The 25082-nt window shown below is 61.9% G+C and carries 25 protein-coding genes; 10 read left to right on the top strand and 15 right to left on the bottom strand.

The genetic code is table 11. From position 1 onward, the window contains the following. The first annotated feature begins 51 nt into the window (after positions 1-51). Complete coding sequence (locus TX72_RS05465) at positions 52-1809, top strand: NADPH-dependent assimilatory sulfite reductase hemoprotein subunit (protein WP_011127960.1); 1758 nt, start codon at positions 52-54, stop codon at positions 1807-1809. Here TX72_RS05465 and TX72_RS05460 read toward each other — a convergent pair. The 11 genes from TX72_RS05460 to TX72_RS05415 form a co-directional block, all read right to left on the bottom strand. Then, positions 1773-2501, bottom strand: coding sequence for a M15 family metallopeptidase (locus TX72_RS05460; RefSeq protein ID WP_011127959.1), 729 nt, complete (start codon positions 2499-2501; stop codon positions 1773-1775). The two genes, TX72_RS05465 and TX72_RS05460, sit on opposite strands and share 37 nt — an antisense overlap. 11 nt (positions 2502-2512) lie before the next feature. Then, complete coding sequence (gene recG / locus TX72_RS05455) at positions 2513-5023, bottom strand: ATP-dependent DNA helicase RecG (protein ID WP_011127958.1); 2511 nt, start codon at positions 5021-5023, stop codon at positions 2513-2515. Further along, on the bottom strand, positions 4984-6156 hold the full coding sequence (locus tag TX72_RS05450) for a hypothetical protein (protein ID WP_011127957.1): 1173 nt from the start codon (positions 6154-6156) through the stop codon (positions 4984-4986). The genes recG and TX72_RS05450 overlap by 40 nt, the downstream gene beginning before the upstream one ends. Before the next feature lie 5 nt (positions 6157-6161). Then, positions 6162-6821 carry a translation elongation factor Ts gene (tsf, locus tag TX72_RS05445; protein WP_011127956.1) on the bottom strand — a complete coding sequence of 220 codons (660 nt, stop codon included), beginning with the start codon at positions 6819-6821 and terminating at the stop codon, positions 6162-6164. Between the two features lie 87 nt (positions 6822-6908). After that, positions 6909-7628 (bottom strand): 30S ribosomal protein S2, encoded by a 720-nt coding sequence (rpsB, locus tag TX72_RS05440; RefSeq protein ID WP_011127955.1) that lies wholly within the window; start codon positions 7626-7628, stop codon positions 6909-6911. 138 nt (positions 7629-7766) lie between these two features. Then, entirely contained in the window at positions 7767-8699 is a 933-nt protein-coding gene (locus tag TX72_RS05435) for a glycosyltransferase family 2 protein (RefSeq protein WP_011127954.1), read from the bottom strand. Positions 8700-8791: 92 nt separating this feature from the next. Next, a complete protein-coding gene (locus TX72_RS14375; RefSeq protein ID WP_011127953.1) occupies positions 8792-8947 on the bottom strand; it encodes an Asl3888 family RNA-binding protein in 156 nt (51 codons plus the stop codon). 32 nt (positions 8948-8979) lie between these two features. Continuing rightward, positions 8980-9660 carry a DevA family ABC transporter ATP-binding protein gene (locus TX72_RS05430; protein WP_011127952.1) on the bottom strand — a complete coding sequence of 227 codons (681 nt, stop codon included), beginning with the start codon at positions 9658-9660 and terminating at the stop codon, positions 8980-8982. Continuing rightward, positions 9660-10829 carry an ABC transporter permease DevC gene (gene devC, locus TX72_RS05425; RefSeq protein WP_011127951.1) on the bottom strand — a complete coding sequence of 390 codons (1170 nt, stop codon included), beginning with the start codon at positions 10827-10829 and terminating at the stop codon, positions 9660-9662. The genes TX72_RS05430 and devC overlap by 1 nt, the downstream gene beginning before the upstream one ends. Continuing rightward, complete coding sequence (locus tag TX72_RS05420) at positions 10826-11737, bottom strand: HlyD family efflux transporter periplasmic adaptor subunit (RefSeq protein ID WP_011127950.1); 912 nt, start codon at positions 11735-11737, stop codon at positions 10826-10828. The genes devC and TX72_RS05420 overlap by 4 nt, the downstream gene beginning before the upstream one ends. Then, a complete protein-coding gene (locus tag TX72_RS05415) occupies positions 11734-12477 on the bottom strand; it encodes a phycocyanobilin:ferredoxin oxidoreductase (protein WP_011127949.1) in 744 nt (247 codons plus the stop codon). Before TX72_RS05415 ends, TX72_RS05420 begins: the two co-directional genes overlap by 4 nt. A gap of 18 nt (positions 12478-12495) precedes the next feature. Here TX72_RS05415 and TX72_RS05410 point away from each other — a divergent pair, with 18 nt between their 5' ends. Together TX72_RS05410 and TX72_RS05405 are read left to right on the top strand one after the other, a co-directional pair. Next, a complete protein-coding gene (locus tag TX72_RS05410) occupies positions 12496-13788 on the top strand; it encodes a M16 family metallopeptidase (protein WP_011127948.1) in 1293 nt (430 codons plus the stop codon). Beyond that, positions 13788-15056 (top strand): M16 family metallopeptidase, encoded by a 1269-nt coding sequence (locus TX72_RS05405; protein ID WP_011127947.1) that lies wholly within the window; start codon positions 13788-13790, stop codon positions 15054-15056. Before TX72_RS05410 ends, TX72_RS05405 begins: the two co-directional genes overlap by 1 nt. On the opposite strand, the gene TX72_RS05400 is transcribed toward TX72_RS05405, so the two are convergent. Further along, on the bottom strand, positions 15026-15247 hold the full coding sequence (locus TX72_RS05400) for a DUF3148 domain-containing protein (RefSeq protein ID WP_011127946.1): 222 nt from the start codon (positions 15245-15247) through the stop codon (positions 15026-15028). The two genes, TX72_RS05405 and TX72_RS05400, sit on opposite strands and share 31 nt — an antisense overlap. A 56-nt stretch (positions 15248-15303) precedes the next feature. Here TX72_RS05400 and TX72_RS05395 point away from each other — a divergent pair, with 56 nt between their 5' ends. From TX72_RS05395 to TX72_RS05385, 3 genes are read left to right on the top strand one after another with little or no spacing between them, the layout of a single operon-like run. After that, on the top strand, positions 15304-15873 hold the full coding sequence (locus TX72_RS05395; RefSeq protein WP_011127945.1) for a biotin transporter BioY: 570 nt from the start codon (positions 15304-15306) through the stop codon (positions 15871-15873). Then, a complete protein-coding gene (gene lspA, locus TX72_RS05390; RefSeq protein ID WP_011127944.1) occupies positions 15870-16349 on the top strand; it encodes a signal peptidase II in 480 nt (159 codons plus the stop codon). The genes TX72_RS05395 and lspA overlap by 4 nt, the downstream gene beginning before the upstream one ends. Positions 16350-16400: 51 nt before the next feature. Continuing rightward, on the top strand, positions 16401-17993 hold the full coding sequence (locus TX72_RS05385) for a YcjF family protein (protein WP_042504277.1): 1593 nt from the start codon (positions 16401-16403) through the stop codon (positions 17991-17993). Between the two features lie 123 nt (positions 17994-18116). Here the strand turns inward: TX72_RS05385 and TX72_RS05380 are convergent, their stop codons facing one another. Continuing rightward, positions 18117-19523, bottom strand: coding sequence for a pyridoxal phosphate-dependent decarboxylase family protein (locus tag TX72_RS05380; RefSeq protein ID WP_011127942.1), 1407 nt, complete (start codon positions 19521-19523; stop codon positions 18117-18119). Between the two features lie 101 nt (positions 19524-19624). On the opposite strand from TX72_RS05380, the gene TX72_RS05375 reads away from it, so the two are divergent. Next, positions 19625-20068: a nucleoside deaminase gene (locus TX72_RS05375; RefSeq protein ID WP_042504275.1), complete on the top strand. Its 444-nt coding sequence runs from the start codon at positions 19625-19627 to the stop codon at positions 20066-20068. Here TX72_RS05375 and TX72_RS05370 read toward each other — a convergent pair. Further along, on the bottom strand, positions 20040-21224 hold the full coding sequence (locus TX72_RS05370) for a pyridoxal-phosphate-dependent aminotransferase family protein (protein ID WP_042503373.1): 1185 nt from the start codon (positions 21222-21224) through the stop codon (positions 20040-20042). The genes TX72_RS05375 and TX72_RS05370 overlap by 29 nt on opposite strands. A 95-nt stretch (positions 21225-21319) precedes the next feature. After that, complete coding sequence (locus TX72_RS05365) at positions 21320-21844, bottom strand: allophycocyanin subunit beta (RefSeq protein WP_011127939.1); 525 nt, start codon at positions 21842-21844, stop codon at positions 21320-21322. Positions 21845-22065: 221 nt separating this feature from the next. On the opposite strand from TX72_RS05365, the gene glnA reads away from it, so the two are divergent. From glnA to TX72_RS05350, 3 genes are all read left to right on the top strand, one after another. Further along, positions 22066-23487: a type I glutamate--ammonia ligase gene (gene glnA / locus TX72_RS05360; RefSeq protein WP_011127938.1), complete on the top strand. Its 1422-nt coding sequence runs from the start codon at positions 22066-22068 to the stop codon at positions 23485-23487. A gap of 115 nt (positions 23488-23602) precedes the next feature. Further along, the gene (locus tag TX72_RS05355; RefSeq protein ID WP_011127937.1) at positions 23603-24676 is read left to right on the top strand and encodes a class I SAM-dependent methyltransferase; all 1074 of its coding nucleotides are present in this window, start codon (positions 23603-23605) and stop codon (positions 24674-24676) included. Positions 24677-24751: 75 nt separating this feature from the next. Continuing rightward, positions 24752-25075, top strand: coding sequence for a hypothetical protein (locus TX72_RS05350; RefSeq protein WP_011127936.1), 324 nt, complete (start codon positions 24752-24754; stop codon positions 25073-25075). Positions 25076-25082 lie beyond the last annotated feature (7 nt).

Genomic DNA, 25082 nt, shown 5'->3' with positions numbered 1-25082 from the left:
ACTGTATTGGAATCCGTTTCGCTACGTTCAATTCATCAACACCGGAAGCGCGTGGGCGACGGGGCTGCAGCTGCACAACAGGAGACCGCAACCAGTCTTCCGAAAGCGGAACAACGCAAGCTGGACAGCGACTACCTGCGGGAGCCGCTGCTGAGCGAACTGGCGAATGATCTACCCAATTTCAGCGAAGACGCTCTGCAGATCCTCAAGTTCCACGGCAGCTATCAGCAGGACGACCGCGATAAACGCGAGAAGGGGAAAGACAAGACCTGGCAGATGATGCTGCGGCTGCGCAGCCCTGGTGGCCGCATCCCGGCCCAGTTATTTTTAGCTCTCGACGAGCTTTCCGATCGGCTGGGGGACGGCACCCTGCGGGCGACCACCCGGCAGGCCTTCCAGATGCACGGCATTCCCAAGGCCGACCTGAAAGAGGTGATCGGCACCATCGTTCGCAACCTGGGTTCCACCCTGGCTGCCTGTGGTGACATCAACCGCAACGTGATGGCCCCGGCGGCCCCGTTCGAAAAAGGTGGCTACCCAGCTGCACGGCGGTTGGCCGACGAGATTGCCGATCTGCTGAGTCCGGAAGCGGCTGAAGGTTCTTACCTCGACCTCTGGGTTGACGGCGACCTCAGCTATCGCTTCAGCCCGCCAGCCGCGGTTCGCCGGGCCCGCAAGCGCCAACTGGAGCCAGGCGTGTTCTCCGGCAGTGAAGCTGAACCGCTCTACGGCGACACCTACCTGCCCCGAAAATTCAAGGTGGCCGTCACCGTCCCCGGTGACAACTCGGTGGATCTGCTGACCCAGGACATCGGGCTGGTGGCCTTCACCGACCCCTCCGGCGATCTACGGGGCTGCAACGTCTATGTGGGGGGCGGCATGGGCCGCACCCACAACAAAGAGGAAACGTTCGCGCGCATCGCCGATCCCCTTGGCTACGTGGACGCCGCTGACGTCTTCGACCTTCTCCAGGCAATTGTGGCGCTGCAGCGGGATCACGGCGATCGCCGCATCCGTCGTCATGCCCGTATGAAATATCTGCTGGAGGATCGCGGTATCGCCTGGTTCCGCAATGAGCTCAAGGCGAACTACTTCTCCAGACCGCTGAAGGGTTTCCGCAACGAAGCCAAACCCAAGTTGCTCGACTACCTGGGCTGGCACCGACAGAAAGCTGGCCTGTGGTTCGTCGGTCTGCCGCTTCTCTGTGGTCGGTTGAAGGGCACGATGAAGCAGGGCCTGCGCGCCATCGTCGACACCTACCAACTGGAGATCCGCCTCACGGCGAATCAGGATCTACTGCTCTGCAACATCGGCACGGCCCAGCGGGCCACGATCAAGGCTGAGCTGGCGGCTCTCGGGTTCGATCTGCCCGATGCTCCCCCTCCACTGGCCCGCCATGCCATTGCCTGCCCGGCTCTGCCCACCTGCGGGCTGGCCATCACAGAATCGGAGCGCATCCTGCCCAGCGTGCTGGAGCGCCTCGATGCCCAGCTGCGTCGCCTCGAGATCGACAAATCGGTGCTGATCCGGATGACCGGGTGCCCCAACGGCTGTGCACGCCCTTACATGGCGGAACTGGCCCTAGTGGGCAGCGGTGTGAATCAGTACCAGCTGTGGCTCGGCGGCAGTGCCAATTTGCAGCGGCTGGCCCAGCCCTTCCTGCAACGCATGCCTCTGGACGAGCTCGAGCAGACCATCGAACCTCTGCTGATCAGCTGGAAGCAAGCCGGCGGTCGCCGCAGCCTCGGCGATCACGTTGAAAAACTTGGTGATCAGGCGGTGAGTGAGCTGCTGGGTGCTGCAGCATAGATCGCACAACCGGCAGCACTGCGCCACGCCCAGAGCTGATCTCCGTGGCTGAAGTGCCACCACTCATTGGGATGCTGAGCAAAACCGGCTGACTGCATCACAGACGCCAGAAGCTTCCGCCTCTGATGCCAGAGCGCCTCTTCCGAATCCGGCGCAGCAGCGGCGTAATGGTCAGGTTCTGAGATGACATCAACGGCGTCGATCTCGCCCCCCATCGCCAATGGACCTCCATCGCTTTGGCTGGCGAGGGTGAGATCCACGGCGGCACCGGTGCTACGGGGAGGCGGTGTGGAGGGATCAGGGCTCGGTGGCGCCCAGAAGCGACCGACCGCTTGACGCACAGCAGCGACTTGTTCGCGGTCAGCCCGATCGATGCCGCGTCGATTGATTTCAGCCGTCACCGCCTGCTCCACCATGTAGGCCTGAACGGCCAGCGGCCGCCAGGCATCAAAAATGGCCAGCAGCAGGTCGGATTGCCTTGCCTGAAGGTCCTGTTGCGCTGCCAGGAGGCGATCCACCACACCGGAGCGCAACTGAAAGGGATCTGCGCTAGGGCCATAGGGGGCACCAGCCGCGACGTACGGGTGTGGTTCGAGTCGCAACAGGGTTGGCGGCAGCGCCACAAGGGGCTCCCCGTTGTCGTGAATCGGACGATCACTCCAGGGACGCATGGGCTTGCTGAAACCAACCATGGTTAAACGGGTCAATTCAGGGGTGCCGCTCCGCTGAGCCGACGTTGCTGTTCCTCCAACAAGGCCAGGAGGACTTGATGAGCGGACAGATCCGGGTCCTGCTCCATCAGCTGTTGCGCCGCTGCACGGGCATCCTCAAGCACCGCACCATCATCAGCAAGGCTGGCCAGTGCCAGATCGGGAAGGCCGGATTGTCGGGTTCCCAGCACCTGACCTGGCCCCCGCAGGCGAAGGTCCATCTCGGCGATCTCGAAGCCATCGTTGGAGCACACCAGCACATCCAGGCGCTGACGGGCCAGGGGGTTGGAACTGCCATTGATCAACAGGCAGTGGGAGGCGGCCGCCCCACGGCCGACCCTGCCTCGCAGCTGATGCAACTGGGCCAATCCGAAACGTTCGGCGTGGTCGATCACCATCACGCTGGCCTCGGGCACATCCACACCCACTTCCACCACCGTGGTGGACACGAGCACCTGGCTGCGGCCATCGGCAAAGTCCCGCAGCACCGACTGCTTATCCGCACTGTTCAAGCGGCCGTGCAACAAACCGAGCGTCAGCTCCGGGAACACCTCCGAGGCCAGTTCAGCGTGAACCTCAACAGCTGATCGCAGTTCTAGTTTCTCGGATTCCTCCACCAGGGGCAAAACCACATAGGCCCGTTGGCCACGGGCCACCTCCTCACGGATCAACTCGTAGGCCTGCGACCGCTGCGCTGCCGTGAGCATGGCGGTGCGGATGGGTGTCCGTCCTGGCGGGAGTTCGTCGATCTGACTCACGTCCAGGTCGCCATGGAGGGACAGGGCCAGGGTGCGGGGGATCGGGGTGGCGGTCATCGTGAGCAGATGGGGCTGCAGACCCTTGTTGAGCAGTCGGTCCCGCTGGTGCACGCCGAAGCGGTGCTGCTCATCCACCACCACCAGTCCCAGGCGGGAAAACACCACCGGATCCTCCAGCAGGGCATGGGTCCCCACCAGAACCTTGAGGGAGCCGTTGGCCAGGTCATCCAGCAGTTGGCGCCGTTTGGTTTTCGGCGTCGCGCCGGTGAGCAACTCAACCGTCACATGCAGTGGGGGAAGCCAGCGGCAAAGGTTGCGGTGGTGTTGTTCGGCCAGAACCTCCGTCGGAGCCATCAAGGCGCCCTGCCAGCCGGAACTGATGGTGCTTAGCAACGCCGCAATGGCTACGACGGTTTTACCGGAACCGACATCCCCCTGCACCAGCCGGGCCATCGGCTGGGAACGCTGCAGATCGGCCTCGATTTCGCCGAAGACCCGCTCCTGTGCAGCGGTGAAGGCAAAGGGCAGGGAAGCCAGAAATTTCCCCACGAGCCCATCACCGCGACGGATCAACTCGAGCTGGGGACAAGGACGCTGGCTCAGGGTGCGTCGACGCCGCAACAGACCGAGCTGCAACAGAAGGAATTCATCAAAGACCAGCCGACGCCGGGCCTGATCCAACTGGCTGGGATCATCCGGTGCATGCAGTCCCTGAAACGCTTCCGGCAGGCTGACCAACGACCAATCCCGGCGCTCGGTCTGGTTGAGGGGGTCAGGCCAGGCCCGAGCTAGGGGCAACACCTGGTCGATCAGTTGACGGAAGCGGTCTGCCGCAACCCCTTCCGTCAATCCATAGACCGGCATCAGACGACCGATGTTGCGGGATCGCACCTCGGCATTGCTGCTTTCCAGCACCTCAATCAACGGGTCCTGGAAGGTCGCCCCATAGGGCCCCTCTTTGATCAGACCACTGACGGCCACCGTCGCCCCCTGGGGATACAGCCGCTGTTGCCCCTTGAGATAGGCCGGTGAGCTGAAGCGTTTCCCCGCCAGAAACCGTGTCACCTTGATCCGACCGGTGGGGTCCTGGAGCTGCAGTTCCAGAATCGACAGATTCGGATTGCGCGGACTGACGAAGCCGTTGCAGCGGCGAATGGTGGCCACGATCGTGGCCGTTTCTCCGACCACCAGGGCCTCGATGCGGCGGCGGGTGGCGTAGTCGACGTGGTCTCGCGGATAGTGCTTCAGCAGGTCTCGAACCAGCAGCAGACCAATCGCCGCCAGACGACCCGCCAACTTCGGTCCAACGCCTTGGAGCTGGGTCAGCGGACTGTCAAGACCAAGCTCCCGACGAGGTGCTGATGCGGTTGCCGTCGCCAACCGCAGCCGTGGCGGTGCCATGGGCGCTGATGGTTCGAGGCGGAGCCGCAACTCATGCAGCCACTGGCGAGTGTCGGTGACCAGCCTTCGGCGGCCGCTTTCAGGCAACTCCTCGTAACCGACAAAACCCTGGTGCAAGCGCTGCAGGCGCGCCTCAACACCAGGGGGGTAGGGCAGTGGTGGGGGGGCTGCAAGCTGATGAACCAGAAAGCCATCAAACCGTTGCTGACGGCCCTGCAGATTGTTGAACCCCGTCTCGACCTCAAGCGAAAGAGCCTGCTGTAAGGGCTTCAGCCAACCCAGCAACTCAGTGAGCTGCTCGCGGTTCAATCCGCGGGACTCTTGGGATCGGGAGGAGTCTGCCAAGGCGTCCGTGCTTCACGATCCAAGCAGCGACGCTCCCAATGGCGTTGCTGCCGAACCATTTTGAGCAGTTCCTGGTGCTGGTCGCGCAGGCGACGGCGACAACGTCGCAGGCGAAAGCTGTCGAATTCCAGCTCACTGCTGCGCACCAGCACACAGAGAACATCCATTCCCGGACCAAGATCGCCCATGGCGAGAGGCAGCTGAAGTCGCAGCAGATTGGAGGGGGAAGCCTGTGTTTCCATCTGGCCAATCAGCACAGTCTCCAGCAGATTCACCGGCAACAGAGCCTGGGCCAGGCCGGAACGCAGGAGTTGAACATTCACCGCATGGGAGAGATTCCGAAGCCGACGCGACAGGGCCAGATCCATGGAATCCATCCACTGCAACAACGCCACTGGCATGGTCGGCAGCAGGTTGTTTTCACCCTCGATTGGATTCGATCCACTGGACCCTCCGACCGAGGAACCAGGACTGGAGGGCTGCTCAAGAGCTTCGCCTGCCAACTCGAACAACGACCGGAGCACGTCAAGGTCTCCCTGAATGGCCCCATCAACGGCATCGTGTGAGGGCTGAGACTCCGGCTGTGGAACCGGCGCAGGAGACGCGTGAGGTCGAGAGCGAGATTCAGGCGGAGCTTGAATTCCGAAGCGCTGGGGTTGATCGAGGGGCGGCGCCATGCTCAGCTCCACCGAGCCTCCGGATGCCCCAGGTGGAAGGTCACTCAATTGGGAGCTGGGCTCACTCTGCTGTTGCTGAGCAGCCTGCTGCAGCCCCTGAAGCATCTGACGACTGGCCCTGGCTTGATGCCTCAGCTGCTCTTGCTGGATCTGATCAGCCAGATGCATCTGCTGTTCCACCGTCAGCAGCACCGAGCAGCGGTTGATCAGATTTTCGATCGCGGCGTGAAAGCGGGTTCTCTGCCCCTCCGTTAGTCGATTGAAACGGAGTGGATCCGTCTCCGACATCAACGAGAACAAGGCCTGACGTACAGCAGGCCCAAGCTCATCCCGCAGAACCTGAAGGTAGAGCGCCTGTTCGCGATACACAGCAATGGAACGAAGCCGGCACAACCGTCCCAGGCGTGCCAGCTGTTCATCGGGGTTGTAGGCGGACGACGGGTCCGAAATGGGCACCTGGATCAGCCAGCAGCCTTCATGGAGGCGACTTCCGCAGCGAAATCGGACTCCTCCACCTCGATGCCCTCGCCAAGGGTGTAACGGGTGAAGCGACGCACCTGCACGTTTTCACCGATTTTGCCGGCGGTCTGCTTGACCAGTTCAGTCACCGTGATCGAGCTGTCCTTGATGAAGGGTTGCTCCATCAGCGCGAGCTCCTTCAGGCGCTTGCCGATCCGGCCTTCAACGATCTTCACCTTCATCTGCTCCGGCTTGCCATCCAGGTCATCGCGACCCATCTCAATGGCCTTCTCACGCTCCCGAATTTCATCGGGAATGTCATCGGTGCTGACGTATTCCACGTTGGGGCAAGCCGCCACCTGCATCGAGACATCCCTCAGCAGCTCCTGGAACATGTCGCCACGGGCGACGAAGTCGGTCTCGCAATTGATTTCGATCAGCACACCAACCCGGGAGCCGGTGTGGATGTAGCTGCTGATGGCACCTTCGGCAGCGGTTCGGCCGGACTTCTTCTCGGCGCTGGCGATGCCTTTCTGTCGCAGCCACTCGACCGCCTTGTTGGCGTCACCATCGGTGGCCGCCAGGGCCTTCTTGCAATCCATCATTCCCGCGCCGGTCTTGTCGCGCAGGTCTTTGACAAGCTTGGCGGATACGGCTGCCATCGGTCGTAGAAGTCGGGGAAGTGAACATGAAGCACCGCCGGCCCACAAGCGCAGGTCGGCGGCGTGAACTTAGCGTTTCGAAGAGCCTCAGCCTTCGGCGTCGCCGCCGCCGCGCTGCTCGTTGTTGCCGTGGCGGCCCTCGTTGATGGCATCGGCGAGACGCCCCAACACCAGTTGCACCGAACGCACAGCGTCGTCGTTGCAGGGGATGGGCACCTCACAGAGGTCCGGATCGCAGTTGGTATCGAGCATGGACACCAGAGGGATGTCCAGTTTGCGCGCTTCGAGAACGGCGTTGGACTCGCGGCGCTGGTCCACCAGCACCACCACATCGGGGAGACGACGCATCGTCTTGAGACCACCCAGGTACTTCTGGAGCCGTTCCAGTTCCCGGCGCAGCACAGCACCCTCCTTCTTGGGGCGCATCGCGATGGCGCCGCTGGACTCCATCCGCTCAAGATCCTTGAGGCGGTCGATCCGGGCTTTCATCGTGGTCCAGTTGGTGAGCATGCCGCCCAGCCAGCGCTGGTTCACATAGGCGGCTCCGCAGCGAGCTGCCTCGAGTGCAACTACTTCAGAGGCCTGCTTTTTGGTGCCGACAAACAGGAAACGCTTGCCGCTGCGGGCAGCGGAACGGGTCCATTTGTAGGCGTTGTTCATGCAGACGGCGGTCTGCACGAGATCGATGATGTGAACACCATTGCGCGCGCAGTAGATGTAGCGCGACATCTTGGGGTTCCAACGACGGGTCTGGTGCCCAAAATGGGCACCCGCCTCCATCATCTCGGCGAGGGTGACAACAGCCATGGTTTGAGGGTTTCGGGTTCGCCTCCACCTGCCAGGGATGGACACATCTCAGCCCGAGGGCATTGATCGGTGTCGCATGCACCCGAAACGGGCAGGTGTGCGGTGTGAAAGTGCCCATTGACGGTATCAAAAAGCCGATCAGCGCAAGCCAGCCAGACGAGCCTCCTGAAACAGAGCACGCACCCCGATCCGGTTGAGGGGAAGCCGCAGCAATTCCATGGCCGTGCCGGAGTAGCCATGACAAATCAACCAACGCAGCAGAGGCCGCAGGCTGTGCTCATTGATCAGCCCCCCGAGGGTGAGCAGCTCCCACAGCAGGCGATGCAGCCAAGTGAACTGGATGATGAATCGCACGCGGCGCGTCGGATGTTTGCGGAAGAACACCAGACCCATCCGTGCGCGTTCCCCTTCCACCTCAATCAATCGCGGGATTTGATCGAGGGTCAGGGCTGGATGCCAGTGGTACCCCACGGCAGCAGGGCACTTGATCAGCTGCACCCCCATGCGGCGCAACCGCTCGCCCAGTTCAAGGTCTTCCCAGCCGTAAAGGCGGAATCCGGTATCGAACAATCCGGCACGCTGCAGCACCTCCTTGGCGATGGCGACATTTCCGGTCGCGAAATAGGCCCATGAGAGATCCCGCAGCTTGTGCCGTTCAGCCGTGGGCTGCTCGAAATTGGCTGTGTTGACAACAGCGCCATAGGTAAAGCACAGGCGATCACCGCGCGCTTCCCAGCTGCGAACAAGGCTGCTGGCATGACAGGACAGAAAGCTGTCCGTGACCACCAGGTCACTGTCGATGAAGACGATGACATCGCCATGGGCGTGATCGACGCCGCGATTCCGCCCCTCAGCAGGGCCGCCATGGGACTGCTCAATCAACCGCACATGAGGGAAACGCTCCGCCGCCCCACGCAACCAATCCGGGGTTCCATCGGTGGATCCGTCATCCACCACCACCACCTCATAACGGTCAATCTCGGGAGACACCTGCTGACGCTCAAGTGCCAGCAGACACTTCTCAAGGATCGGCCGGCGGTTGTAGGTCGGGATGACGACGCTGACGAACATCGCGGCAACCGGAAGGGTGGAATAGCTCAGCCTAAAAGCAACAAAAAGGGGGACCTTGAGGTCCCCCGCTGAACGTCAGAACTGCCCAGCAATCAATCAGCCGCACCGCCGTTGTTGGCGGTACCCGTGACGCCGTTACCGGCACCCTCACCACGGCCATCAGTACGCAGCTTGCGCTTCTTGAATTTGCGCGCATAGGCGCGGTTGCGTTCCTGCTTTTCCTTCTTCAGATTTCTGCGCTTAGCCATCCGGCAACAACAAAAAGGCAATCCGCATCACCTTACTGCGCAGCCGGCAGCAGGCAGCCATCCTCCATCTGCAGCAACCGGTCCGCCACGTCAAGGATGCGTGGATCGTGGGTCACCATCAACACCGCACAGGACTGATCCCGCGCCAGTCGCCGCAACAGTTCGACCACCTCCCGACCCGTGGCTCCATCCAGGGCAGCCGTCGGTTCATCGGCCAGCAGCAGCCGTGGGTGGGCCGCAAGCGCACGGGCGATCGCCACCCGCTGCTTCTGTCCACCCGATAAGTCGTGGGGCAATTTGCCCATCTGATCCTTCAAGCCGACGGAGCGCAGCCACTGCCGGGCCTCATCCCGTCGGGCGCGGTAGCCGAGTCCTGGCAGGAGATCGGCCCCCATCTGAACGTTCTGTTCCGCTGTGAGGCAACGCAACAGGTTGTGGCCCTGAAAAATCATGCCGATGCCACGGCGCACCTGTTGCCGCTGGCGGCGACCGGCACCGTCAAGACGATGACCGAGCACAGTGACGTGACCGGACTGCACCGTGCGCAGGGCACCAATCAGGGTCAGCAGCGTTGTCTTGCCGCAACCGGATGGCCCCGTCAGCAGCACCACCTCGCCGGGATCGATCCTGAGGCTGATGCCCTGCAGCACCTGCCTCCGCATCTCACCGCGCCCGTAAGAGTGGCTGAGGTTCTGGAGCTCGACGGAGGCCATCAGAAGATTTCCGCAGGGTCTGCATCGACCAGACGACGCATCGCCAGCAGCGAGGACAGCATGCACATCACCAGGATCATGCCGCCGACGGTGATTGCTTTAGTCAGATCCATCCCCACAGGGAGCTTCGTGGCATCACGGACAAACCAGTACAGCCCCTGACCAGCGATGTAGGCAGGGATGTAGCCCATAACCGCCAAGTAGAACCCCTCTCGAACCACAACGCCGAGCAGATGGCTGAGGCGATAGCCCATGGCCATCAAGGTGGCGTATTCCGGGAGATGGTCACTGACATCGGTGTAGAGAACCTGGTAAACGATCACGCAGCCCACAACGAAGCCCATGGCGGCTCCGAGGGTGAAGATGAATCCAATCGACGTGCCGCTTTTCCAATAGTTCTTCTCGAAGTCAATGAATCCCCGTTTGGTGAGGACTTTGACGTCGTTGGGAAGCCTTGAGTCCAGCCTTTGAACGACCGTCTCTGGATCCGCCCCCGGACGCAGACGGATCAGACCGACTTCAATGGCCCCGCGCGATTTCTGTGGGGAGAGATCCAGAAAAGTCTCCGTACTGGTGAGCAGGTTGCCGTCGGCCCCGAAACTGGTGCCGAGACTCACCAGACCTTCAACGCGGATGCGATTGCCGGCGATTTCCGTTTCAACAGTGCGGCCCTCCCGATACCAATCAGCGATGGGACCGAATTCCGGCCGTGACAGCTGATCAAACAGGATCCTGCCTTTCTGTTTGAGGACTTCGGTTTTTTCAGACAGGCTGGAATCCACAAAAAAGGGATCATCCGGATTGAACCCCAGGCTCAGGATGGCTCGGGTGCGGCGGGTTTCCGGGTTACGCCACAGCATCAAGCCCCAATGGACCGGGCTCACCCCCTCGACCGCAGGATCGGCCAGTGCCTGAACAAGTCGTCTTCGCGGGAATCCAGCCATATCAACCGAACTGGCGGAGCGGGGACTGATCAGCACCAGATCGGCATCGAACAGACGGTGCACCGTGACGCTGGCGTCAAACAGTCCATCGCGAAACCCCAGCTGCATGAACATCAGGATCCCGGCAAAGCTGATCCCAGCCAGAGCCACCAGAAGGCGAACGGGCTGACGGGACAGCAACAGCCAGGACAGAGGAATTCGACGTCCCTGCCAGAGGGTCTTCATGGCTCGAACCGGGCGATGACCTTCAACCCGGCCAAACGGATCACCCGGCGGACATCGGCGTCGTCGAGAGCCACCAGCACCTCCACCACCCGGGCATCGGCATCACCGGTGGGATCGGTGGACAGCACATCGCGCTGTTGCACCCGTGGACTGATCTGGATGACGCGACCGCTGAGCTGACCGCTGAAGCCACCGTTCTCGCTGGTCAGCTGCACCTGCTGATCCAGGTTGATCTGCGCGATATCGGACTCGTAAACCTCGATCCGAGCCTGCATCTTCTGGCTGGCGCCGATATCCATCACCCCATCACTGCCAGGCCGTTCGCCCTCGCGCGCATGGATCTCCAGGACAAGGCCGTCCAGGGGAGAGACCAGCTCACTGTCCTCTAAATCCACCAGCAAGCCCTGACGCCGGGCCAGGGCCTGTGCCTGTTCACCCTCGAGACGAACCAGATCTTCCCTGCTGGATTCGCGTTGAACCAGCGAAACAGCACCCCAATTGGCCCCGCGCGAATACCGCGACACCTCAACTTTTTGTAGGGCAATCTCGTCTTCGAGACTCGCCAGGTCGGCCTCAACAGCTGCCAGGTCTGCCTCCAGACCGGCTTTGGTGTCGAAGCGGGCAAGCACCTGTCCCCGGCGAATCACAGCCCCTTCATCAACCAGCAGCTGTTCGATCCTTGGTGTTCCGGCAACGCCGGCGGTTGGAGCGGCCAGGCGACGCACATCTCCAGCGGGCTCCAGCTGCCCCAGGGCCGCGACCGCTTCGGGACGGGCAACGGCTTCGTTTGCGTCAGAAGCTGATTTATCCGATGGGGCCTTCGTGGACTGATCGCCACCACAGCCGATCAGTACGAACACCAAACAAACCAGCCCGACCGAACCGTAATGACTCCAGAGTCGGGTCAACCTGGAGGCAAAGGATCGTCGAACAGCAGTTCTTCGATGTAGCGATCGGCCCAGGAGGCGTCGAAGGCTTTCTCCAGCACCCTGCGGGTCTTGTCGTTGCGCTTCTGCTGGAGGCAATAGCTCAGTTGTCCTTCATACCGGCGGATCGTAGAAGCCGCTGTCGCTGGTTCGCAGGCTGTCTGGAGCACAGCTGTTCGCAGGATGGTCAGCACCTCCTCCACCCGTGAGCGGAACAGCACCTCCTCCTCAGCACCATCCGGACGGATGAAACAGACATGGGGGGAAAAAATCGTGCCCCACCCCGGCAGATCGCGCACCTGGCGAAAAGCCGGACTGGGAGTGCCTGCCAGGGCCGTTTCAATACCCGACGGCAAGGTTCCGGACACCGGAGAGAGATCGACAATTGCAGCGGAGACCCCTGCGGGACCGGCCACGATATCGGCACCGAAAATCGGCAGATCGAAGCGGGGGTCCGGGAACCAGACGCAGTGGAGAATCTGCAGACCCCGACCGAGCCGCGCCAGTTCCAGGTGGATCTTGCGTACACCGCGGCAACACAGCAGCTCGTTGCGAATGAGCAGGTCATCCCCTTCCAGTTGCCCCTCAATGCTTGAGAAATCGGAGTCGGCGTCGAGCGGTTTCAGCTCTGGTAACCCGATCCAGGCACCCCGGATCGTCTCGGCAAGGGAGGGAATCAGGGGAGCAACCGTCGATGAAGACTCAGACGGCGGGGACTGCATCAAGCCGGGGGGAACAGAATGGAACTTTGCCACGCAGTTCTGACCAGCCTGTTGCACGGTCCTGCACTGGACCATTGGACCCTCCCCAACGGTGTGCGCTGCGTGGCAGCCGAGATGCCCGAAGCTCCGCTCACCTGCCTTGACCTCTGGTGTCGAGCCGGAAGCTTCACGGAGGCTGCTGGAGAGGAAGGGATGGCGCACTTCCTGGAACACATGGTGTTCAAGGGCAGTGAGCGGCTGGAGGCTGGTGCCTTTGATCTGGCCATCGAGGCCCTTGGCGGCAGCAGCAATGCCGCCACCGGCTTTGATGACGTGCATTTCCACGTTCTGATCCCGCCCGAGACGAGCCAGCAGGCCCTTGATCTGTTGCTGGATCTGGTTTTGCACCCTGCCCTGGAGCAGGAGTCCTTCCGCCTGGAGCGGGAGGTGGTGCTGGAAGAGATGGCCCAGTACGCCGATCAACCGGATGAGCTGGTCCTGCAGCAACTGCTGAAGCAGGGCTGCCCGGACCACCCCTATGGACGCCCCATCCTCGGGGAACGCTCCAGCTTGTTGGCCATGGACCCTGAAGCCATGCGCACGTTCCATCAGCGCCGCTACCGAGGCCACCATTGCTGTCTGGCCATCAGTGGACCGAAAGCGAGGGAGCTGAGGGCGACGGTCGAGAGCTCGGCCCTGGCGCAACTGCCGCCGGACCCACAACCGTCAGCCGACGCCATTGATCAGGTGGAGCCCAAGGGGCTCAGGATGCAGCCGGGACGCCACACGATGGAGCTGGCACGCCTGGAGTCAGCGCGTCTGCTGATGCTCTGGAGCGGATCCACCGCCCACGATCAAGCCTGGGTGATGGGTGCCGATCTCGCCACGACACTGCTGGGGGAAGGGCGACGCAGCCGCCTCGTCGCCCAGCTGCGCGAGGAACTTCGCATTGCGGAAAGCGTGGACATGGATCTCAGTGTTCTGGAACAGGGATGCCTGATGACCCTGGAGATCAGCTGTGAGCCCGAGGATCTGGAGCAGGTGGAAGCAACGGTGCACGAGCAGCTGAACCAGGCGGCACCGTTTACAGCTGAAGAGCTGTCTCGAGGACGCCAACTCGTTGGCAACGGGCTGCGCTACAGCCTGGAATCGGTCGGTCAGGTGGCAGCCCAGGCCGCCAGCCAGATGCTGTGGAACCGTCCGCAGGAGCTGCTGCAACCGCTGCAGCATCTGCAGGCCTGGACTGAAGAGCGCCTGTCTGAGGACCTGATGCCATTGCTGCAGCCCAGTCGGGCCTGCAGCCTGATCGCCACTCCGGCGGGGCAACGCTGATGGCCATTCCGGACCTGATCGTTGATCGGATCGCCACCCCCGGCGTGATGTCGGCGAAATTGCTGCTGCCCTGGGGCAGTGCCACGGACGGCGTCGGCCAGCGTGGTGCCCATCAACTTCTGGCGGCCACCCTCAGCCGTGGCTGCGGACCGTTCGACCATCGTCAGCTGGCGGATCTGGTGGAGGGGCGAGGCGCGGGCTTGCGCAGTGACGCCCATGAAGACGGATTGCTGATCAGTCTGCGCTGCACCACCGAAGACGCCCAGGAGCTGATGCCCTTGCTCGACTGGATGGTGACAGCACCCCATCTGGCGACGGAACAGCTTGAACTGGAGCGGTCCTTGAGCCTGCAGGCGCTGCAGCGACAGAGGGAGGACCCCTTCCACCTGGCGGTCGATCAATGGCGGCAGCTGGTTTACGGCAGCACGGGTTACGGCCATGACCCGCTCGGAGTGAGCGACGACCTGCAACGACTGGATGAGACCGTTCTGCAGACCCTGGCCAGACAGCTGACGACGGGACGCTCCGTGCTGGCCATCAGCGGAACCTGGCTGTCATCCCTGGACGACACGCTGCTGAAACGGACGGGCGAAGGGTGGCAGGACACGACAGATGCTCCACCCCCTCCACCGATGCACTGGACGCCCAATGGAGACGGCGACCTGGTGATGCAGTCCATCGACACCGAGCAGGTGGTGCTGATGCTGGGTCAACCCTGCTGTGCCTATGGGCATCCTGATGACCTGGCTCTGCGGCTGCTGCAGTGCCATCTGGGCTCAGGCATGTCGAGCCTGCTGTTCCGTCGTCTGCGGGAAGACCATGGTGTGGCCTACGACGTCGGAGCGCATCACCCAGCACGGGCAGGTGCTGCACCGTTCGTGCTGCACGCCTCCAGCAGCGCCGAACGGGCTGAACTGACTTTGTCGCTGTTGCACCAGAGCTGGCACGAGTTGAGCAGCCAACCCCTCAGCGAGGCGGACCTGACCCTGGCCCAAGCCAAATTCCGAGGACAGGTGGCCCATGGCCGCCAGACCTGTTCCCAGCGGGCGGAACGGGCGGCACATCGACGTGGCCTCGGCCTGAGCGATGACCATGACAGCCTTTGTCTTGAACGCATGGAGTCACTGCAGCCTCAGGAGCTGATGGAAGCAGCCCAGCGCTGGCTTCACACTCCCCACCTCAGCCTTTGCGGTCCAACGGACGCCCTCAAGAGGCTGGAAAACCACTGGCGCCAGCTTCAATCCTCAGCTGCGACTGGTTCCAGATGACTGAGGGGAATCAGAAACGCCCCCCGCCGGAAGCGCACAGCGACGGTCTCAAGGGGATGAAGTGCCACAACTTCCCCGATTTCACCCACCGACACCAGATCCGGCGGGCGCAGCATCGGCATCGGGTCAGCGGTTTTGAGATAGGTCTGAGAAGCGGTCAGACGCAGACGATCGCCGATGGAGACGGTCATGGGATCTGGGCAGGACCTGCATTCTCAAGCAGGATGCGCTCAGTTGATCGACCGGCGTGAAAGCTCTCGCCACCTGGAGTGGAGCCCTGGCCGGTGTGCTGATGATGTTGATCGGCGGCCTGCTGCCCTCAGCACTGCTGATTCCATCATCCCCGATGCAGCTGATGGATTTGCCGGCGACCTGGCAGGTGCCGGCGCTCCTGCTCTGCGCGCTCGTCAGTGGCCCCCGTGCCGGGATGATTGCCGCTGTGGCCTACCTCAGCCTTGGGCTGCTGGACCTTCCGGTGTTCCACAGCGGTGGTGGGCTCACCTACGTTCTGGAGCCTGGCTTCGGATACCTCGCCGGATTCATCCCCGCTGCCTGGTTGACGGGTCGGCTGTCCCAGCAGCAAGGCATGGGGGATGTCACAGCCCAGGCCGCGGCTGCCGTGGCGGGGTTGGTGACACTGCAGTTCTGTGGTCTGGTCAATCTGTGCCTTGGTGCACTTCTGGGACGCTGGGACAAGTCGTTGCCTGAATTGGTAGTGGGCTTTGGAATTGGGCCCTTGCCGGCACAACTTGCTCTCTGCGCTGCGACGGCCCTGGTGGCCGTCATTCTGCGCTGGTGTCTGGTGGTCAGGGAATGACGGGCTCAATCCTGCGACGAGCCCCTCTGTTGGGGGTCGCTGGCCTGGTGGTCCTGGTGGATCAGGCGACAAAACTGCTGGCCGCATCCCAGCTGGCGGATGGACGCATCGTTCAACTGCTGCCCGGATTGATCAATGGCCAGCTGGTGCACAACACCGGAGCAGCCTTCAGTCTGTTCCGAGGGTCGGTCCAATGGCTTGGATTGCTGAGTCTGGCGGTGACGACAGGTCTGTTGATCTGGGTGGTGAGGCATCGCACGCCACCGTTCTGGCAGGGGATGGCGGTGGCGTTCCTGCTGGGGGGCACCCTGGGAAACGGCATTGATCGCTGGCGACTCGGGCATGTGATCGACTTTCTCGCCCTTGTGCCGATCAACTTCCCGATCTTCAATCCAGCTGATATCGCCATCAACCTGGCGGTCCTCTGTTTTCTTGTTGATCTCTGGAGCAGCAGGACGTCATCACGCCATGGCTGATCCGCTTCACCCCATCCCGGCCAGCAGCCGGGGCAGCGATGCAACGTTGTGATCCCCAAACGCCACCGACTGCTGCTGGGATTGGCCGCTGCTCTGGCCGCGCTGATCGTGTTGGGTGGCCTGCTGCAGGCCATCCGAACCCTTCTCTGGGACCTCAGTTACTTTCTGCCCGCCTGGCTGATCACACCGCTGCTGCTGTTGGGGTTGGCGCTGATCGCAACCGTGGTGGTGCAGGTTGGACTGCCGTGGTGGCGTCAGATCCGACACCGATCCACCACGAAAGGCGCTGCCGCCCCTGAGGAGCCCCCCGCAACCAGACGTGATGCTGCCAGCCGGAGCCTAATCAGCATCGATCGTCTGCTTGAGCGGCTGGAGGACAGCGTAGTGCGGGAAAGCCTGCGCCAGGAGCGCGAACGGGTGGAGCAGGACCTGGCTCGCGGCGATCTTGTGGTGGTGGTGTTCGGCACCGGATCCAGCGGCAAAACCTCGCTGATCCGCGCGCTGCTGCAGGACATGGTGGGCGATGTGGCCGCCGCGATGGGCTCCACCCGCAGCACGCCCAGTTATCGACTGCGACTTAAAGGAATGGAACGGGGTCTGCGCCTGGTGGACACACCGGGGATTCTTGAGGCGGGGGACGGTGGACTGAATCGTGAAGAACGCGCCCGCCAACAGGCGGTTCGAGCCGACCTGCTGCTGGTGGTTGTCGATGGTGACCTGCGCAGCTCGGAGATGACGGTGCTGCGGACCCTGGCAGGGCTGGGCAAACGTTTGCTGCTGGTGTTAAACAAACGGGATCTGCGGGGTGCCGAGGAGGAGCGGCGCTTGCTGCAGTTGCTGCGCAGCCGATGCGAAGGGCTCTTGCCCGCCGCAGACGTGGTGGCGTGCAGCGCAGCACCGCAAACGATTCCGCGACCGGGTGAACGTCCGTTGCAACCGGCTCCAGAGGTCAATGAACTGCTGCAGCGGCTGGCGACCGTTCTGCATGCGGACGGAGAAGAACTGATTGCCGACAACATTCTTCTGCAGTGCCGACAGCTGGACCAACGGGGACGGGACCTGCTCAACAGCCAGCGGCGACGGGAGGCGAAGCGCTGCGTTGATCGCTACAGCTGGATCGGTGCCGGCATCGTGGCCGCCACGCCCCTGCCTGGGGTCGACCTGCTGAGCACAGCCGCCGTGAACGGCCAGATGGTGCTTGAGATTGCCACTGTCTACGGCATCGACATGACCAAGGAGCGCGCCAGAGAGCTGGCGGTGTCCGTTGGACGCACCCTGGCGGGGCTCGGCATCGTCAAAGGTGCCCTGAGCCTGATCAGCCCAGCATTGAGCGTGTCACTCCCAACGCTGCTGATCGGCCGTGGCGTCCAGGGGGTGGTCACGGCCTGGCTTACCCGCATCGCCGGAGCCAGTTTCATCCGCTTCTTCGAGCAGGACCAGGACTGGGGCGATGAGGGCCTTCAGGCGGTGGTGCAGAAAGCATTTGAGCTGAACAAACGGGAGGCCTCCCTCAAGCGATTTCTCGCAACAGCGATGCGCCAGGTGGTGGAACCACTGCAGCGGAAGGCGGCAGCGAGCCTTCCACCACACCCAGGGCCTCGGGAGGGGGGGGCAGCATCGGACCGCGAGCGTCGAGCACGGTGATCAGCAGGAGATACACCACGGCAATGGCGATGGAGATCGCCCCGGTGACTATGGCCACCCAGCGGGGACGCTGCTCACTTCCGCCCATGGGCGACGACAACTAAGTAACAGGATTCTGTGGGATCAATGGGTCAGCTGCAGCTGCTGGCTGATCAACCCAGCCAATTGCTGCAGGTGTGAGCTGGTGGTGTGGGGATTACCCAGAACCACCTTCAGCCAGTAATGGCCGTCGTAGCTGGGGCGGGACAGGAGAAAGCCCTCGCGCATCAGCAGCTGGCGTGTCTGCTCGGTCCAACTGGCGGACCCAGCGGGATCGTCCTGCCGGGGGCGCAGGGCCAGCAGATGAAGGCCGCCATCCAGCACCAGGAGGCGATCATCTGCCAACAGCCGTTTCAACACCGCCTTTCGCTCGAGGGCGGACTCGAGGACAGCACCAATGCCCTCGATGCCGAGTTGCCGCAGACCCAGCCAGAGCTTGAGCACCTCTGCCGGTCGGGTCCCTTGCAGGCCCACTTCGCCACCATGATCAACACTGCAGGGCGACTCCATGTACGGAAGCCCGGTGGAAAAGGCATCCCGCAGCTTGGAACGGTCCCGCAAGAGGAGCATGGACGAGGTTTTGGTGATCCCCAGAAGCTTCTGCGGATTGAGCGTGATCGAGTCCGCCTGATGCAGCCCCTCCATCAAGGGCGCCAAGGGCTCCCAGAGGGCAAAAACGCCACCGATTGCGGCATCCACATGCAACCAGACCCGTTCACGGCGGCAAAGCCTGGCGATCGCATCTAGCGGATCCACCGCACCTCGCACAGTGGTGCCAGCCGTCGCCACAACCGCCAGACAGCATCGGCCATCGCGCCGCAGAGCTGACAGGGCTGCATCCAAAGCTGCCAGGTCCAGGCCACCATCGCTGTCCACCGGAAGCTGCTGGAGAGCCTGATCCGGCAACCCCATCACAGTGGCTGCCTTCTGAAGCGAAACGTGGGCATCACGGCTGCAGAGCACGACGCCATCGCGAACTCCGGCATGGGTACGGGCCACCACCAACCCCATCAGGTTGCTGAGGGTGCCGCCGCTGGCGAGCACACCACCGCTTTGATCCGGCAGTCCCAGTCGCTGACAGAACCAACTGCAGAGCTGCTGTTCGAGGTCGGTGAGCCCTGGGGACAGTTCCTCCGCCAGCAGGTTGTTGTTAAGCCCGGCACAGATCAGGTCGGCGGCGATCGATGCCGTGAGCGGCGGTGGATCGAGATGGGCCAGAGCTCCGGGATGGGACGGCTGATAGGCACCCTCCATCACAAGCTGCAGATCCTTGAGCAACCGGTCCATGCCGAGGCCTGCCGCGGTGGGGGCGACGGCCGGCTGCGGGCGCACGGTCGGCAAGGGCACCCCTTTGGACGCCGTACCGATCCAGTCGCAGAGCAGATCACTGGCCCGATGGAGGAAGTCCCGTAGCACTGGATCCGCTTGATCAGGCGAAGCGAAGGGGTCCAAGCGGTGCAGGTCAGGCCGGAGATCGGTGGAGGCGTGCACCGGCTGTGGTGGAACTGCGTTGATCCTCGCGTCTCGTGGGAAGGTGCTCAAAGCGAGGGGCAACGGAGGGGGTGGAGGAACAACAGCTCTGGACAGAATGGATGGAAGTGCTGCTGGCGCGAGCCTCCGTCAATGGAGACAGCGGCGAAGTGCCAGTTGCGGCCGTCATCCTTGACGAGCAAGGGCGGTGCATCGGCCACGGACGCAACCGACGTGAGCGCTGCCAGGACCCCCTCGGCCATGCGGAATTGGTGGCCCTGAGTCAAGCCGCCACCATCCGTGGTGACTGGCGCTTCAATCCCTGCACCCTTCTGGTCACCCTCGAGCCGTGTCCGATGTGTGCTGGGGCTCTGGTGCAGGCACGGATGGGAACCGTGATCTTTGGAGCTACCGACAGGAAACGGGGCGGGTTGGGGGGCTGCATCAACCTGGCGGACGATCCCAGTGCCCACCACCACATGCGTGTGGTGGGGCCACTGATGCAGGAAAGAGCCGCTGAACAGCTGGAGATCTGGTTCAGGCAGCGGCGGCGACGGAACCGCTGAAACGGGGAAGCTCGGTCTCAAACAGGTTGAGCAGCCGGTCCACGTTCTCAGGGGTGGAGTTGTAACCCATCAGACCAATGCGCCAGATCTTGCCGGCGAGGGAGCCGAGTCCACCGCCGACTTCAATGCCATGGGTGTTGAGCAGGTGCTGACTGAAGGCTTTGCCGTCAACGCCATCTGGAATCCGAACAGTGGTGAGGGTGGGGAGTCGAAGCTCCTCAGGAACGTGCATGGAAAGCCCCTGACGTTCAAGACCACTCCAGAGACGCTCAGCATTGCGGCGGTGGCGCGCCCAGGCCTGGTCCAAACCTTCCTCCGCCAACAGACGCAGAGCCTCACGCATGCCGAAATTCATGTTCACAGGTGCCGTGTGGTGGTACACACGATCACTTCCCCAGTACTGATTCAGTAGAGATACATCGAGATACCAATTGGGAACTTTGCCGCTGCGAGTGGCCATTTTCGCCTCGGCCCTGGGCCCCATCGTGAAGGGTCCGAGTCCGGGAGGGCAACTGAGACCTTTCTGACTGCAGCTGTAGGCCAGATCAACCTTCCACTCATCGATATAAAGAGGAACGCCGCCGAGGGAGGTCACCGTGTCCAGCAGAAGCAGGCAATCGTGCTTGCGGCAAAGATCACCAACGCCGTCCATGGGTTGGCAAACGCCGGTTGACGTTTCGGCGTGCACAAGGGCCAGGATCGCGGGTTTGTGCTCAATCAGCGCTGCTTCCAGCTCCTCGAGGGAGAACCACTCGCCCCATGGCTTTTCAATGGTTTTCACCGTGGCTCGGTAGCGACCCGCCATATCGGCGAGCCTCAAACCGAAATATCCCTTGACAGCCACCAGCACGGTGTCACCGGGTTCGACGGTGTTAGCCAGAGTGGCTTCCATGGCAGCACTACCGGTGCCACTCATCGGAAGGGTCAGTCGGTTGTCGGTCTGCCAGGCGTAACGCAGCAACTCCTGAACTTCACCCATCAACTCCACGTACAGCGGATCAAGGTGACCGATCGGTGTGCGGGACAGGGCCTCAAGAACCGTCGGATGGGCATTGGAGGGACCGGGCCCCAGCAACAGGCGATCGGGCGTGTTGATTGCGTTAAAGGCTTGGCGGTGCGCGTCTTTGACTGGGAGCAAGGAATTCGTCACCGCCAAGGCCTGGATGGTCGATCAATGCTGGGAGCCTACGCAGTCGAGTCTCCGCTTTGGAGCCTATTCAGGCCGATTGCAACGGAGGAATCACGCCGTGCTCAGCGCTGCCGAACATTCGTTTCAGCAAGACCACGGGCCATGTGATCAAAGGGTGCAGCAACAACCGCCAGCCGAGCTGATTCAACTCCTGCGGCCTGAAGGCGCTCAACGATCACTTCACCCAAGAGGATGATGCTGCGAACGGTTGGCCCCGTGGGCACGCCCAAGCTTTTGTAGGTGTCGTCCAGACCGTTGAGCACCCTTTCGTTCAAAATTGTGCTGTCTGCCGCAACCAGTGCGTAACTGGCATAGCGGAGGAAATAGTCCATATCCCGCAGACAGGCCGCGAGGCGTCTGGTGGTGTAGGCATTCCCACCAGGGAGGAGAAGTTCCGGCTCATCACGGAACAGCCGCTGACTTGCCTCCCGCACGATTTCAGCCGCTTCCCGGTTGATGAGCTCCACGGCCTGGATCCGCAGGGACGATTCATCGAGGTACTTTTCGATGCTGTCGATCGCCGAGCGGTCCAGATACCGACCCAATTGGTCGTAACGGCCGATCAGTCCGCCGATGGCGTCGCGCATGCTCTGGAGTCTCAAGACAACCCTGGCTGAAGGTAACACTGCTTCAAGGCTGAGAACCCGCTTCAGGCCTGTGATTCAGGGAAGTTGACAGAAACGGTTACGAGAGTGACAACAGGTCCCTGAACCAACAAAGGCACATTAAAAAATGTGCGCGTTGATACAAAACAGGGCATAACGGCTCCTTACGGTCGTTCTTATCACTCCTTTTCGGTTCAAGCTCCATGGCCAAAACCCCTCAGGACGTCCTTCGACAGATCAAGGACGAAGGCATTGAGCTGATCGACCTGAAGTTCACCGATCTCCACGGCAAGTGGCAACACCTGACGGTGTGCACCGATCTGCTGGAGGAGGACTCCTTTACCGAAGGACTGGCATTTGACGGTTCCTCCATCCGCGGCTGGAAATCGATCAACGCCTCCGACATGGCGATGGTTCCCGATGCCAGCACGGCCTGGATCGATCCGTTCTACCGCCACAAAACCCTGAGCATGATCTGCTCCATTCAGGAGCCGCGCAGTGGTGAGGCCTACGACCGCTGCCCCCGTGCACTGGCCCAACGAGCTTTGAACCACCTGAGCTCCACCGGCCTGGCCGACACGGCCTTCTTCGGGCCAGAGCCCGAGTTCTTTCTTTTCGACGACGTTCGCTACAACTCCAGCGAAGGCGGGGCGTTTTACAGCGTCGACACCATCGAAGCTTCCTGGAACACCGGGCGCCTGGAAGAGGGTGGAAACCTGGCTTACAAAATTCAGCTGAAAGAGGGGTATTTCCCCGTCGCCCCCAACGACACCGCTCAGGACATCCGCTCAGAGATGCTCCTGTTGATGGGCCAGCTGGGGATCCCCACCGAAAAGCACCACCACGAGGTGGCCGGTGCCGGACAGCACGAGCTCGGCATGAAATTCGCCGAACTGATCCAGGCTGCGGACAACGTCATGACGTACAAGTACGTCGTGCGCAACGTGGCGAAGAAGTACGGCAAGACAGCCACCTTCATGCCCAAGCCGGTCTTCAACGACAACGGCTCCGGCATGCACGTCCACCAGAGCCTGTGGAAGGGTGGCCAGCCGCTGTTCTTCGGTGAAGGCACCTATGCCAATCTGTCGCAGACCGCGCGTTGGTACATCGGCGGAATCCTGAAGCATGCTCCGGCATTCCTGGCCTTCACCAACCCCACCACCAACAGCTACAAGCGCCTGGTGCCTGGTTTTGAAGCACCGGTGAACCTCGTCTATTCCGAAGGCAACCGCTCTGCTGCGGTTCGCATCCCTCTCACCGGCCCCAGCCCCAAGGCCAAGCGCCTCGAATTCCGTTCCGGTGATGCCCTGGCCAATCCTTATCTGGCCTTCAGCGCCATGGTGATGGCGGGCCTGGATGGCATCAAAAACCAGATTGACCCCGGCGATGGTGAAGACCGTGATCTGTTTGAACTTCCTGCTGAAGAGCTAGCGAAGATCGCCACGGTGCCCCCATCCCTGAATGGTGCCCTGGAAGCTCTGAATGCCGATCGTGGCTTCCTCACTACTGGCGGCGTCTTCAGCGACGATTTCATCGACAACTGGATCGATCTCAAATACGAAGAAGTCCAGCAACTCCGTCAGCGCCCTCATCCCCACGAGTTCGCGATGTACTACGACGCCTGATCCAAAAATTGGGTGTTGATCGGCCCGCCTCCACGGAGGCGGGTTTTTTTGTGGATCAAGGGAGACGCGGTTTGGCGACGCATTCGCTGGAATAACCGCTTGGTGCATCAATGGAATGGCGACCACGCCCTTCAGCAAGCTGGCCTACAAGACCCTGCAACAGGGCAAGGGAATCGCAGGTCTCGCTCATAAGGAGCTCAGCACCAAGCTGATGGAGCTGCTGGCCCCCGAAGCCGTTCCTAGCACCGGGAGCGTTCCCCCAGATCTGCTGAAGGACCTGCGCAGCTCCATGGCTCAGCTGGAGGAACGCGACTGGGATGAAGCGCAACAGGGGACCTATCCGGAATCCCAGTTGTTTGATGCTCCCTGGCTGGACTGGGCCAGCCGCTATCCCCTGGTCTGGCTTGATCTGCCGTCCACCTGGAATCGCCGCAAGGAGCGCAATGTTCGCGATCTCCCCAAGGACACCGATCGCAGCCTGTTTCCCGACTACTACCTGCAGAATTTCCATCATCAAACCGATGGATACCTCAGCGACCACTCCGCAGGTCTCTACGACCTCCAGGTCGAAATTCTGTTTAATGGCACCGCTGATGCGATGCGTCGACGGGTACTGGCACCGCTGAAACGGGGCCTCAAGCATTTTTCCGATCGCAGTCCGTCGTCTCTGCGGGTGCTCGACATCGCCACCGGAACCGGTCGAACCCTCCATCAGGTTCGCGGTGCCCTTCCCCATGCCGAACTCATCGGGGCCGACCTTTCTGAGGCCTACCTTCGCCAGGCGAACCGCTGGCTCAACACTGGCCAGTCTCCTCTGGTGCAGCTGATTCGCGCCAATGGGGAAATACTTCCATTGGCTGATGGAGGATTGCAAGGAGTGACCTGCGTCTTCCTCCTGCACGAGCTGCCTGCTGAGGCGCGCCAGAACGTGATCAACGAAGCCTGGCGTGTGCTCGAACATGGTGGTGTGTTCGTGCTTGCTGATTCCGTTCAGCTGGCTGATTCACCGCAATTCCATGTGGCGATGGACAACTTCCGCCGCGTATTCCATGAGCCGTACTACCGCGACTACATCGCAGACGACATCGATGCCCGTCTGATCCAGGCCGGTTTTGAGGCCGTGACCGCTGAAACCCATTTCATGACCCGGGTTTGGAGTGCCAGGAAACCTGCTCAGCCATCCACCTGAACGCATTCGCTGACACCCTCCCTTGCACGATGGCGCCATGGCCATAGGGTGTACTTGTTGCCGAAAGGGACGCCCATGACCAATCCCTTCCGACTCCGCTGGCTCCAGGGCTGGAACTTCCAGGTCGTTCTGATGGAAGGTCACGTTCAAGTCGAAGCCAATGGCTTTGGCATTCGGCTGCGCACAGCCGTGCTTCCTGGGGAAAGTCCCCAAAGCGCTGCCGATCGCTTGGTTCTCTCCGAAGATCGTCGTCGTCGGGCTCTTCACCACGCCTGGCTGCGTGGTCAAGAACTCACGCAACCGGCGGATCGGCCGACATCTTCACCACAAACCAGATCAAGCGAGACCTTGGTCTCTCTGGTGGTCGTTGGCCAGGATTCTTCCAAGGTTGCGGCCTGATCCTCCC

The sequence above is a fragment of the Parasynechococcus marenigrum WH 8102 genome, assembly GCF_000195975.1.
Taxonomy (GTDB): Bacteria; Cyanobacteriota; Cyanobacteriia; order PCC-6307; family Cyanobiaceae; genus Parasynechococcus; species Parasynechococcus marisnigri.
The sequence above is the reverse complement of the archived record's forward strand: the minus strand, read 5'-3'. Positions and strand labels throughout refer to the sequence as shown.

Coding starts and splice junctions, on each gene's coding strand:
- TX72_RS05460 (WP_011127959.1), bottom strand. CDS start 2,501: ATGGTTGGTTTCAGCAAGCCCATGCGTCCCTGGAGTGATCGTCCGATT.
- tsf (WP_011127956.1), bottom strand. CDS start 6,821: ATGGCAGCCGTATCCGCCAAGCTTGTCAAAGACCTGCGCGACAAGACC.
- rpsB (WP_011127955.1), bottom strand. CDS start 7,628: ATGGCTGTTGTCACCCTCGCCGAGATGATGGAGGCGGGTGCCCATTTT.
- TX72_RS05435 (WP_011127954.1), bottom strand. CDS start 8,699: ATGTTCGTCAGCGTCGTCATCCCGACCTACAACCGCCGGCCGATCCTT.
- TX72_RS14375 (WP_011127953.1), bottom strand. CDS start 8,947: ATGGCTAAGCGCAGAAATCTGAAGAAGGAAAAGCAGGAACGCAACCGC.
- TX72_RS05430 (WP_011127952.1), bottom strand. CDS start 9,660: ATGGCCTCCGTCGAGCTCCAGAACCTCAGCCACTCTTACGGGCGCGGT.
- devC (WP_011127951.1), bottom strand. CDS start 10,829: ATGAAGACCCTCTGGCAGGGACGTCGAATTCCTCTGTCCTGGCTGTTG.
- TX72_RS05415 (WP_011127949.1), bottom strand. CDS start 12,477: ATGCAGTCCCCGCCGTCTGAGTCTTCATCGACGGTTGCTCCCCTGATT.
- TX72_RS05410 (WP_011127948.1), top strand. CDS start 12,496: ATGGAACTTTGCCACGCAGTTCTGACCAGCCTGTTGCACGGTCCTGCA.
- TX72_RS05405 (WP_011127947.1), top strand. CDS start 13,788: ATGGCCATTCCGGACCTGATCGTTGATCGGATCGCCACCCCCGGCGTG.
- TX72_RS05400 (WP_011127946.1), bottom strand. CDS start 15,247: ATGACCGTCTCCATCGGCGATCGTCTGCGTCTGACCGCTTCTCAGACC.
- lspA (WP_011127944.1), top strand. CDS start 15,870: ATGACGGGCTCAATCCTGCGACGAGCCCCTCTGTTGGGGGTCGCTGGC.
- TX72_RS05375 (WP_042504275.1), top strand. CDS start 19,625: ATGGAAGTGCTGCTGGCGCGAGCCTCCGTCAATGGAGACAGCGGCGAA.
- TX72_RS05365 (WP_011127939.1), bottom strand. CDS start 21,844: ATGCGCGACGCCATCGGCGGACTGATCGGCCGTTACGACCAATTGGGT.
- glnA (WP_011127938.1), top strand. CDS start 22,066: ATGGCCAAAACCCCTCAGGACGTCCTTCGACAGATCAAGGACGAAGGC.
- TX72_RS05355 (WP_011127937.1), top strand. CDS start 23,603: ATGGCGACCACGCCCTTCAGCAAGCTGGCCTACAAGACCCTGCAACAG.
- TX72_RS05350 (WP_011127936.1), top strand. CDS start 24,752: ATGACCAATCCCTTCCGACTCCGCTGGCTCCAGGGCTGGAACTTCCAG.